Consider the following 10,398-nt stretch of genomic DNA (forward strand, 5'->3'; position numbering starts at 1 on the left):
GGTCCGTCTTTGGTTTTTGCGGCCTGGCCGACACCCGGCACGCATTGCCGTCCGCATTCAAAAAAATGTCATTCGGCGTGAGGGGTAGATGCTTCGGATGCGTATTATATCGACCGGCTGTGCGCTGCCGATGCGTATCTAAGATATTGATCTTCAACGTAATTTTTTGTTGACCTGTATATACATTTGATGCTCTCTGAGGTGGGTAACGCAACCAGAAGGGGGTTTCGCGATGAAGATCAGGACAGTTTTGCTCGCCGGCGCAGCGGCTTGTGCGGGCATTTCCGCGCCAGCATTCGCGCAGGCCGAGTCGGCACCCGAGACGGGCGCTGAAGGCGCGACGAGCGGCAGCGATATCGTTGTGACCGGGTCGCGCATTCGCCGCCAGGATCTCGCCGGGGTCGGACCGGCGACCGTGGTATCTGCCGAGCAGATCGAAAATACCGGTGTCGTCAATATCGAGACGGTGCTGCAGCGCTTGCCCGCCAACGCCGGCTTCGCGGGCAACCAGACCTCGGCCTATTGGGCGAACAATGGATATGGCACGGCGCAGGTGAACCTGCGCGGTCTCGGCATCAAGCGCACCCTCGTCCTGCTCAACGGCCGCCGCCTCGTCGCGGGCGGCACCGGGGCGAACTCCTCGCCCGACCTCAACATGATTCCCGTCGCGGCGCTCGCACGCACCGATGTGCTCAAGGACGGCGCCTCGGCGATCTACGGCGCCGACGCGATGGCGGGCGTCGTCAACCTCGTGACCCGCACCGACTATGAAGGTCTTGGCCTCAGCGTGCGTCAGGGTATCACCGAAAAGGGCGACGGGTCGGACTTTACCGCCGACCTCCTCTGGGGCGTCCGCAATGATCGCGGCGGCTTCATGGCGGCAGTCACCTATCAGAAGACCAAGGCGGTCAACATGGCGAGCCGCGCGCCCTGCTCGCTGGCGGAAACCACGCCCGGCATGCTGAGCTGCGTCAACAGCGCCTCGACGATCGGCGGCCGCGCGGTGCTGCCGAACGGGCAGCAGATCAACTTCAATCAGGTGCTGGGCGGCAACGGCAATTTCTTCGAGCCATACAGCGCGGCGAAGCATAATTTCAATTCCAACCCGTTCCTCAACGCGGTGAGCCCCGTCGAGCGCGTCAGCACGGCCTTCTTCGCCGACTATGAGTTGACCGACGATATCGAGGCGTTCGGCGAATTCCTTTATACCTTCCGCAAATCGAACCAGATCGCGACGCCCGGAACGCTGCGAAATCTTTCGATCGCGGCGAGCAATCCCACCAATCCGACGGGGCAGAATATCGTCCTCATCCAGCGCCGCCTCGCCGAGCCCGGCCCGCGCCAGTTTTTTCAGGAAACCGACACCTGGCAGGGCACCTTTGGCCTCCGCGGCAAGCTCTCGAACAATTGGGGATGGGAAATCGCCGGCGCGTTCGGTCGCAACACCGCGGTCGACGGTTCGACGAACATCGCCAATCTCGAGCGTGTCCGCAACACGATCGACACGACCAAGTGCAGCCTCGCCGCCGGTGCGACGATCCCGTGCGCCGACTATCTCGGTTTCGGCGACCTGACGCCGGAGGTTCTCGACTATATTCTCTTCACCTCGCGCGACCGCGGCGGCAATGAGCTCGCGACGGTCACTGCCGATATCAACGGCGACCTGTTCAAGCTGCCCGCGGGACCCGTCTCCTTCGCGGCAGGTGTGGTCTATCGCAAGGAAAAGGGCTGGCGCGATCCCGATCCGCTGACCGTGCTCGGTATCGCCAACACCAACCAGCAGAGCCCGATTTCGGGAACCAGCACCGCCAAGGAAGCTTATCTCGAGCTGTCGGTGCCGATCCTTGCCGATACGCCCTTCTTTCAGGCGCTGACGGCGGGCGGCGCGGTCCGCTATTCGAACTATGATCTGTTTGGCAGCGACTGGAACTACAAGGGCAGCCTCGACTGGGTCATCAACGACAGCTTCCGCCTGCGCGGTACCTATGGCACCGGTTTTCGCATTCCGAACGTCCCCGAATTGTTCGGCGGCGTGTCCGAAGGCAATCTGACGACGACCGATCCCTGCTCGCGCTATTCGACCAGCGGCAATGCCGGGCTGATCGCCAATTGTCAGGCGTCGGGCGTGCCGGCAAACTATGTCCAGCTCGGCACGACGATCCTCACCACCGTCGGCGGCAACGAGAATCTGAAACCCGAAAGTTCGACCACCTGGACGGTCGGGACGGTCGTTTCGCCTAAGGGGCTGATCCCGGGCCTGTCGCTCACCGCCGACTGGTTCGACATCAAGATCAAGGACGCGATCCGCGCGATTCCGGGCTCGACTAAGCTCGCCATCTGCTACGCGAGTACGAACCTGTCGCATCCCTTCTGCGATGATTTCACGCGCAGCCCGCTGACCGGCGAAGTGACATTCCTCTCCGCCCAGCCGATCAATACCGGCCGCGAGGAGATGAACGGGCTCGATCTCGGCCTCGTATATGCGGGCGGCATCGGCAGCGTGAATATCTCGCTCGACGTCAACCTGACGTATCTCAACAAATATGTCGTCCTGCCCTTTCCGGGCGGCGCGCCGATCGACTTCGACGGCTTTATCGGCGGCGGCAATGGTGGTTATCCGAAATGGCGCGGCTATGGCGTGCTGACCGCTGAAAAGGATGGTGTCAGCGCGACCTGGTCGACGCAGTGGGTCGGCAAGGCGACCGACTTCAATGCGGCACCCGGCGAAATCGGCTACAGCACGCCCAATGTCTTCTACCACAATCTCCAGGTCGCTTTCGAAATCGACGAGAAGACCCGCTTCCAGGTCGGCGTCGACAATCTTTTCGATCGCAAGGCGCCCTATATCCAGAGCTTCACCGATGCGAACACCGACACGATGACCTATGACCTGCTCGGACGGCGTTTCTACGTCGGCTTCCGGACGGCTTTCTGAGGGTATCGACATGGCGATCCGTTGGCCTCTGCTCGTCCGGCGAACGCACAAATGGCTGGCCCTGGTGGTCGGCGTCCAGGCTCTGCTCTGGACGCTGACCGGCTTCTACATGGTGGTCGTGCATATCGACACCATCCATGGCGACCATCTCGTGCGCGCGCCGATGACCCAATCATTCGACTTGGCGGGCCTGGCGCCGCCGTCGCGGATCGTTGCGGCCGCGCCCGGTGCGTCCGAGGTTCGCTTGCAGCGGTTCTTCGATCGCCCCGTCTGGCGCGCAGAAACTCCCGAGGGGGCGCGGCTGTTCGATGCCCGCTCGGGTGCGCCGCTGCCTGCGCTTACCGAGTCCCAGGTCCGCGCGCAGGCGCGGCGCATCTACACCGGCGACGGCAAGATCTTGTCGGTACGCCTGCTGACCAAGGCGCCGCAGGAAATGCAGTCGCGGGAGCCGCCCTATTGGCAGGTCGAGTTCGAGGGCTGGAACCGCCCGACGCTCTACCTCTCGCCGCAGACGGGCGAGCTGATTTCGCGGCGCCACGCACTCTGGCGCGTCTTCGACTTCGCCTGGATGTTGCATATCATGGATTATGACGAGCGGACCGACGTCAACAATCCGCTGCTTCGCGTCGCGACATGGAGCGCCTTTGCCATGGCGCTCACGGGGGCCTGGCTGCTGATCTGGTCTTTCAAGCGCCGCAAAGGGAAGAAGGCATGAAGAAGATACGCCTGACGCCGCTATTTTTCCGGCGCATCCACAAATGGGTCGGCCTGATCCTCGGGCTTCAATTCCTGCTCTGGGCCCTGAGCGGCTCGGTGATGGCGCTGCTCGACAAGGACAAGGTCGGCGGGCACGGCGGCGGCATGTCGCACGCGCACCCGCTGCCGGCCGGCGAATATTTCGACGTTGCGGCGCTGCCGCGCCACGAACCCGTCACCGGGATCGTTCTGCGCGATCTCGGCGCGCGCCCGATCTATGAACTTCGCACGACCAAGGGCACGCGCCTCGTCGATGCGACGAGCGGCGAGACGGTCCATGTCGACGAGCAGATGGCGCGCGACATCGCATCGATGATGAACGAGGCGCCGATCCGTAAGGTGAGCGTGCTCGCGAAGCCCAACCTCGAATCGCGCGATCATGAAGGCGCGATGTGGCGGGTCGACTTCGCCGATGCCGAGAATAGCAGCGCCTATGTCTCGCTCGACACCGCGCGCTTTCTTGTCATCCGCGGCGACACATGGCGGACCTGGGATTTCTTCTGGATGCTCCACAATATGGACTATGTGAACCGGAAGAGCTTCAACCACCCGCTGATCATCTTCGTCGCCTTCGGCGCGTTATGGCTCTCGGGCACCGGCTTCTACCTGCTGTTCAAGAGTTTCAGCCGCGCCGACTTTCGCTGGCTGCGCCGACGCCGCAAACCCGTCGTCACCCGCAGCGGGGCCTGACCTGCCCGCGGTCAGTCGTCGATCGAGAAGGCGGCCGACAGCTCGAAGCGCGATCCGGGATGCGTCAGCCAGGCGTGGCTGACGAGGCGCGAATGACTCCATGTCCGGCGCGTCATCCGCAGCACGGGTTCGCCGTCCGAGAGCCCCAGCATGCTGTGGGTGCGCGCGTCGGGCATCTCGGCGCGAACCCGATGCTCGACGCGCTCGAGCGGCGCCGTCCTTGTCAGATATTCGTTCGGCGTCATCTGCGTGAAGTCGATCTTGCCATAGTCGGGGGCGGCCGACGCGAGCACGAAACGCTCTTCGAGCTGGATCGGGAACTCGGCTTCATGATGCACGATGATCGAGTGGAACAGCCTGGTCCCGATCGGAACCTCGAGCAGCGCCGCCATGTCGGCATTGGCGCGTATCTCGTCATTCTGCACGACGCGCGCCCGATAGATATGCCCGCGCTCCCGGATTTCTTCGGCGATATTGCGGATTTCGATCATCTGGCCGATCGGCTTGGGCTCGGCGATGAACGATCCGCTGCCCGCGCGGCGCACGAGAACGCCCGCGGCCTGTAGCTCGCGTAGGGCCCGATTGGCGGTCATGCGCGACACGTCGAACTGTTGGACCAGCTCGGCTTCCGACGGCACCCGGTCTCCCGGCTTCAGATGCCCGTCGCGAACGGCATCGCAAATGCTCTGCTTGATGGCGGCGTAACGAGGCGGAGACCGGTCATTTTCTTCGTCGGAGCCGCGGGGCCGGGCGGCCGCGGATCCAGTCGAAAGCTTTGATCCGCGTCCGGGCGTGCGAGTGGTAAAATCCATAGCCCGTCTATACAGGTTGCGGTCGGCAGAAGCCAAGCACGCTGTTGCAGGGCGCTCTCAGACGCCCGGCAGGATCCCGGTGATCTGGCCATGACGTTCGGGGCTGCACCGGACCTGGCCTTCGGACCGAAGAGCTGCTTTCGGCGATGCGCGCCGGCTTCGGAGGGCGCGTTGGAGCCACGCCGTGGACAAAGAGCAACAATATGGGCCGCTCACGTCGGCCGATAACGTAGCGCTTCTACGAGCAGATTGAACGCCGGCGTCGGTTGCCGGCGGCTCGGATAATAGAGATGGTAGCCGTCGAATGGCGGGCACCAGTCTTCAAGTATGTACAGCAGCTGGCCCGTCTCGACGCCTTGGACGACATAATCGTCCATAAGGAAGCCGATGCCATGCCCCGCTAGTGCAGCCTCGAGGATCAAATGGCCGCTGTTCAATATGACCTGTCCCTCGACGCGAACATTGACGGCTTGCCCATCCTTCTCAAACTCCCAGGCATAAAGGCCGCCCGAACTCCACATGCGCAGGTTGATGCACTTGTGCTGTGTAAGATCGTGCGGGGTCTGCGGGATTCCATGGACTTCCAGATAGGTGGGCGCCGCGACCGCCACCATGCGCAGCGGCGGCCCTATCCGTACCGCGATCATGTCCTTGGCGACCTGTTCGCCAAGCCGGACGCCCGCGTCATAGCGTTCGGCGACAATGTCGGTGAGCCCGGACTCGGCGTTGATCTCGACCTTGATATCCGGATAACGCCTGAGAAAGCCGTCGATCGCCGGCCAGAGCAAGGTCCGTGTCGCATGGTCCGAGGCGGTGATGCGAATGTTTCCCGAGGGGCGCTCACGCAGCTCGCTGAGCTCGGCAAGCTGCCGGTCGATCGTTTCGATGGCCGGGCGCAGCGCATCGAGCAGCCGCTCCCCGGCCTCGGTCGTCGCGACGCGGCGCGTGGTCCGGGCGAGAAGCCGGAGACCGAGCCGGGCCTCCAGCTTGCGCATCCGGTGGCTGAGCGCCGAGGGCGAGACGCGAAGGCGCGCCGCCGCGCGCGTGAAGCTCCCTTCCTGCGCGACCACCGCAAAGGCTTCGAGATCTGCCAGATTCTGCCGCGGCACGCGCCTCTCCATTGCTGAATATTATTCACAAGTTCATCTCACATTGCGCGGCTAATTGCACGAGGGGCTTTGCGGTAAAAGGTGGCTCCCCCTTCGCCAAGGAGCGTCCGATGAGCCGCCGGAAGAGATATGTCATGCCGCTTTGGATCTGTTGCTGCATCGCCGCGGCCCCCGCCGCAATGAGTCACGCGGCGCAGGCCGATCCGTTGATCATCGCGGATCAAGGCAGTTTCGCGGTCGGCGGCACGGTGACGGCCACCCCCGGCGCATACGACAATAACAAACCCACCGCCGCGGGACAGACGCTGCACGCCGATCATCTCTATGCCTTTTACCAGGCGCCGCAGAACTCCAGGGCGCTACCGATCGTCATGCTGCACGGTGCCTTCCAGTCAGCGCGCAGCTGGGAGACGGCGCCCGACGGCCGCGAAGGCTTTCAGACGCTGTTCCTTCGCCGCCGTTTCCCGGTCTATCTGGTCGATCAGCCGCGCCGCGGCCGCGCCGGTAACAGCAGCGTCGCGGCGACGATCGAGCCGGCGCCCAACGATCAGCTTTTCTTCGATCAGTTCCGGATCGGTAAATGGCCAAACTATTTCGAAGGCGTGCAGTTCGATCGCAAGCCCGAGACGCTCGACCAGTTCTTCCGCTCGGTGACGCCGAACACCGGTCCTTATGATGCCGGGGTCATCGCGGATGCGATGTCGGCACTGTTCGACCGGACCGGGCCGGGCATCCTTTTCACCCACTCGCAAGGCGGTGGTCCTGGCTGGCTGACCGCGATCCGAAACCCGAACGTCAAGGCGATCGTCGCGTTCGAGCCGGGCAGCGGCTTCATCTTTCCACAAGGCGAACTACCCCCGGCAATGCCGAGCGCCGCCGGCACCCTGTCGCCCGAGGCGGTGCCGCTGGCGGATTTCGAGAAGCTCACGCGCATTCCGATCATCATCTATTATGGCGACAATTTCCCGGTCGAGCCGACCGCCGAGCGCGGACAGGACAATTGGCGGGTGCGGCTCGCGATGGCCCGGCTCTGGGTCGACGCCATCAACAAGCGCGGCGGCGACGCGCGGCTGGTGCATCTCCCGGAGATCGGCATTCGCGGCAACACGCATTTCCTGATGTCGGACCTCAACAATGTCGAGATCGCGGAGCAGGTCTCGCAGTTCCTTGCCGAGAAGAAGCTGGATTGAGCGCATCAGGATTGGATTTCGAATGACCGACCGACCCATCGACACCCAGAGGCGCGCGTTCCTCGGCGCATCCGCGCTCCTATTCTCGGGCGCAATGTCAGGAGCGACCGCAATGGCCAGTGCCACCCCTTCGACCGCCAACACCAACCGGAACCCGCTGGGACTCGTCTATCGCGGCGCGATCACGCAGAACGTGGCGGGTAAGGTCAATATCCACCCGGTCCAATACAGGCTGAACGGTCTCGACATCGTCGCGAACGTCTACACGCCGGCAAACTATGATCCGGCAAAGGCTTATCCTGCCATCATTCTCGCGCATCCGAACGGCGGGGTGAAGGAACAGGTCGCGGGTCTGTATGCGCAGCGTCTCGCCGAACAGGGCTATGTCGCGATCACCGCGGATGCCGCTTACCAGGGCGGAAGTGGTGGCCAGCCGCGGAGCGTCGACAAGCCCCAATACCGCATCGAGGACATCCACGGCATGGCGGATTTCATCACGCATTACCCGGGCGTCGATGCCGCGCGGCTGGGCCTGTTCGGCATTTGCGGTGGCGGCGGATACTCGCTGTCCGCGGCAAAAACCGACAAGCGCTTCAAATCGGTCGCGACGCTGAGCATGTTCAACTCTGGCCGGGTGCGCCGCAACGGCTTTGCGGACTCGCAGCTCGATACGACCCAGGAGCGGTTGCGGCGGGCTTCGGCCGCGCGTGCCCAGGAGATGGCGGGGGGAGAAATCCTTTATGCCGGCGATGCCGACATGACCGACGCACAGATCGCGGCGCTGCCGTTCGAAATGTACCGACAGGGTTACGAATATTACTGGCGGACCCACGTGCACCCGAATTCGACCTTCAAATATACGATGAGCGGCCTGCTCGACCTGATGCGCTGGGATGCCACCGATCAGATCGACCTGATCGACCAGCCGTTGCTGATGATTGCGGGCAGCAAGGCCGACAGCCTCTACATGACCGAGGAGGCCTTCTCGAAGGCCAGAGGGGCGAGCGACAAGGCGTTGTTCACGATCGAAGGCGCCACGCACATCGAGACCTATTGGGTTCCCGAATATGTCGACGCCGCGATGGGCAAGCTGTCGTCATTCTTCGCGCGGACGCTGTAGGCCGGCAGTCCGCCGGTCTGCCTCGCCCGCCACTCCAAGGAATTGATCATGAACATCGTTAAAATCGCATCGTTGGCGGGGCTATTGCTCGGCATGGCTATCGTTCCCGCTCAGGCGCAGTCACAGGAGGCTTCTTCGATGGAAACCGGACAATCGCGTGCCCAGCAGCTCATGGGTGACATCGCGCCCAAGCTCGCCGAACTCACCGACGATGTCCTCTTCGGCGATGTGTGGGAGCGGTCCGGCCTGGCGAAGCGCGACCGCAGCCTGATCACCGTCGCGGCGCTGATCGCGCTCAACCGCCCCGAACAGCTTCGTTCGCATATGCGGCTCGCGCGCCAGAACGGGGTCGCCGAAGCGGAACTGGTCGAGACGATCACGCAGCTTGCCTTCTATTCGGGCTGGCCCAACGCAATCGCCGCGGTTGGCGTCGCACGCGAGGTCTTCGCCGAGAATGATGCGCAGAAAGGAAAGCCCCCGTCAGCCACGAATGACGCCGTCGTCGTGACCAAGGCTGGCTCGCAGCCGTCGGTAGCCGGCGCCGCCGCCAATTTTACCGGCGCCGTCCGGGTCGACATGCGCTTCCAGCGCCCGCTTCCCGCGCGCACCGGCGGCGGCATCGTGACCTTCGAGCCGGGAGCCCGGACCGCCTGGCACAGTCACCCGCTCGGTCAAACGCTGATTGTGACCGAGGGCCGCGGGCTGGTCCAGCATTGGGGCGGCCCCGTGCAGCCGATCGGCATTGGCGACCTCGTCTGGATCCCGCCGGGCGTCAAGCATTGGCATGGTGCAAGCGCAACTGACAGCATGGTTCATGTGGCGATCGCCGAGGCACAGGACGGGCAATCGGTGACGTGGATGGAACAGGTGGACAATGCGCAATATCGAGGGTCGGATCGCTGATCCGTCCGCCAGATTGACTTGCGCGCGTCGAGCAGCTGCCCGGCGCTCAGCCCGCCGAGAAGTTCAGCGACACGAGGGCAAAGACGAAGAGAAGAGCCACGGCCGTGAACAAAGCGGTCAGCGCCGTGAACAGGATCGCGCTCGACGGCCGCCGCGCATAAAGTTCTTTGGCATCGCTCGCGCTCGCCGCATCGGCCATATCGTCCGCTTCCTCGTCGGGGGCTGCTTTGAGCAGCGCCGCGCTGATCGCGCTCGCGGGGACGGGCGTCAGAAACTCACAGCCGAAGAGCCTGCCGTCGTGGCGAACGACGCGCGCGGGGGCGGCGCCGAGTTCCGGCAAGACCAGCAGGAAGGTTTCGCCGATGGAAAAGCCCGCTCCGGTTTCGATCAGCAGGCCGGTCCGCGACAGGTTGCGGATGATCACCGCGGATTCGGCCGTGGCCGTGCGCGCCGCGACATCGAGCCGGAGCGTGCGGCGGCTCGTTCGCCTGCGATCGGTCGTTTCGATGGGGTTCGCGATATGCGCCAGCAAGGATCTCACCAACGTCTCCTTTGGTGATCCCTTATCGCCCGGCAACCCTTAATATTGCATTTTCGCCGCGGTTCTCGGGTGCGCCAGTCGAGCGCAACTGGCCTCGCTAAGATCGGGTCGGACCCACTTAACGCCGCGCGGAGCGCGGGGGCGATTCGCCGCCTCGACGGCGCCTTGGATGCGACGAGCCGTGTTAATTTGTGGTTCTAATTGGGACGGCGGCACGCCTTTCGCGGCGGGCGATCCTGAAAAGGCGGCCGGATTATCGCATTGAATATACGTTGTATTTTATTCTCCAGACCGCGGAAGAATGATCGGCCGTTCAGCCAAAATTAGCGATTGCTAAAAATG

Annotated in this window: 9 protein-coding genes; 6 read left to right on the plus strand and 3 right to left on the minus strand. The window is 63.5% G+C overall.

Going from position 1 to position 10,398, the window contains the following annotated elements:
- Positions 1-232: 232 nt before the first annotated feature.
- From ATE70_RS14630 to ATE70_RS14640, 3 genes are read left to right on the plus strand one after another with little or no spacing between them, the layout of a single operon-like run.
- Positions 233-2,935: a TonB-dependent receptor domain-containing protein gene (locus ATE70_RS14630; RefSeq protein WP_058538644.1), complete on the plus strand. Its 2,703-nt coding sequence runs from the start codon at positions 233-235 to the stop codon at positions 2,933-2,935.
- 10 nt (positions 2,936-2,945) lie between these two features.
- The gene (locus ATE70_RS14635; protein ID WP_058538645.1) at positions 2,946-3,650 is read left to right on the plus strand and encodes a PepSY domain-containing protein; all 705 of its coding nucleotides are present in this window, start codon (positions 2,946-2,948) and stop codon (positions 3,648-3,650) included.
- Positions 3,647-4,381, plus strand: a complete 735-nt coding sequence (locus ATE70_RS14640) for a PepSY domain-containing protein (RefSeq protein WP_058538646.1) — start codon at positions 3,647-3,649, stop codon at positions 4,379-4,381. The genes ATE70_RS14635 and ATE70_RS14640 overlap by 4 nt, the downstream gene beginning before the upstream one ends.
- A gap of 11 nt (positions 4,382-4,392) precedes the next feature.
- Here ATE70_RS14640 and hutC read toward each other — a convergent pair whose 3' ends face one another.
- Positions 4,393-5,193: a histidine utilization repressor gene (gene hutC, locus ATE70_RS14645; protein ID WP_058538647.1), complete on the minus strand. Its 801-nt coding sequence runs from the start codon at positions 5,191-5,193 to the stop codon at positions 4,393-4,395.
- A 212-nt stretch (positions 5,194-5,405) separates the two neighbouring features.
- Positions 5,406-6,302 (minus strand): LysR family transcriptional regulator, encoded by an 897-nt coding sequence (locus ATE70_RS14650; protein WP_058538648.1) that lies wholly within the window; start codon positions 6,300-6,302, stop codon positions 5,406-5,408.
- 110 nt (positions 6,303-6,412) lie between these two features.
- Here ATE70_RS14650 and ATE70_RS14655 point away from each other — a divergent pair, with 110 nt between their 5' ends.
- The 3 genes from ATE70_RS14655 to ATE70_RS25770 all read left to right on the plus strand — a co-directional run bounded on the left by ATE70_RS14655 (position 6,413) and on the right by ATE70_RS25770 (position 9,515).
- Positions 6,413-7,492, plus strand: a complete 1,080-nt coding sequence (locus ATE70_RS14655) for an alpha/beta hydrolase (RefSeq protein ID WP_082639556.1) — start codon at positions 6,413-6,415, stop codon at positions 7,490-7,492.
- A gap of 112 nt (positions 7,493-7,604) precedes the next feature.
- On the plus strand, positions 7,605-8,612 hold the full coding sequence (locus ATE70_RS14660) for an alpha/beta hydrolase (RefSeq protein WP_058538649.1): 1,008 nt from the start codon (positions 7,605-7,607) through the stop codon (positions 8,610-8,612).
- A 48-nt stretch (positions 8,613-8,660) separates the two neighbouring features.
- Positions 8,661-9,515 (plus strand): (R)-mandelonitrile lyase, encoded by an 855-nt coding sequence (locus tag ATE70_RS25770; RefSeq protein WP_058799814.1) that lies wholly within the window; start codon positions 8,661-8,663, stop codon positions 9,513-9,515.
- Between the two features lie 46 nt (positions 9,516-9,561).
- Here ATE70_RS25770 and ATE70_RS14670 read toward each other — a convergent pair whose 3' ends face one another.
- Positions 9,562-10,056 carry a PilZ domain-containing protein gene (locus ATE70_RS14670; RefSeq protein WP_197411466.1) on the minus strand — a complete coding sequence of 165 codons (495 nt, stop codon included), beginning with the start codon at positions 10,054-10,056 and terminating at the stop codon, positions 9,562-9,564.
- Positions 10,057-10,398: the final 342 nt, after the last annotated feature.

The organism is Sphingopyxis sp. H053, assembly GCF_001468225.1.
Classification (GTDB): Bacteria; Pseudomonadota; Alphaproteobacteria; order Sphingomonadales; family Sphingomonadaceae; genus Sphingopyxis.

Bases quoted from the DNA above. Each gene is read 5' to 3' on its own strand.
- hutC (WP_058538647.1), bottom strand. From the start codon at position 5,193: ATGGATTTTACCACTCGCACGCCCGGACGCGGATCAAAGCTTTCGACT.
- ATE70_RS14660 (WP_058538649.1), top strand. From the start codon at position 7,605: ATGGCCAGTGCCACCCCTTCGACCGCCAACACCAACCGGAACCCGCTG.
- ATE70_RS14630 (WP_058538644.1), top strand. From the start codon at position 233: ATGAAGATCAGGACAGTTTTGCTCGCCGGCGCAGCGGCTTGTGCGGGC.
- ATE70_RS14640 (WP_058538646.1), top strand. From the start codon at position 3,647: ATGAAGAAGATACGCCTGACGCCGCTATTTTTCCGGCGCATCCACAAA.
- ATE70_RS25770 (WP_058799814.1), top strand. From the start codon at position 8,661: ATGAACATCGTTAAAATCGCATCGTTGGCGGGGCTATTGCTCGGCATG.
- ATE70_RS14655 (WP_082639556.1), top strand. From the start codon at position 6,413: ATGAGCCGCCGGAAGAGATATGTCATGCCGCTTTGGATCTGTTGCTGC.
- ATE70_RS14635 (WP_058538645.1), top strand. From the start codon at position 2,946: ATGGCGATCCGTTGGCCTCTGCTCGTCCGGCGAACGCACAAATGGCTG.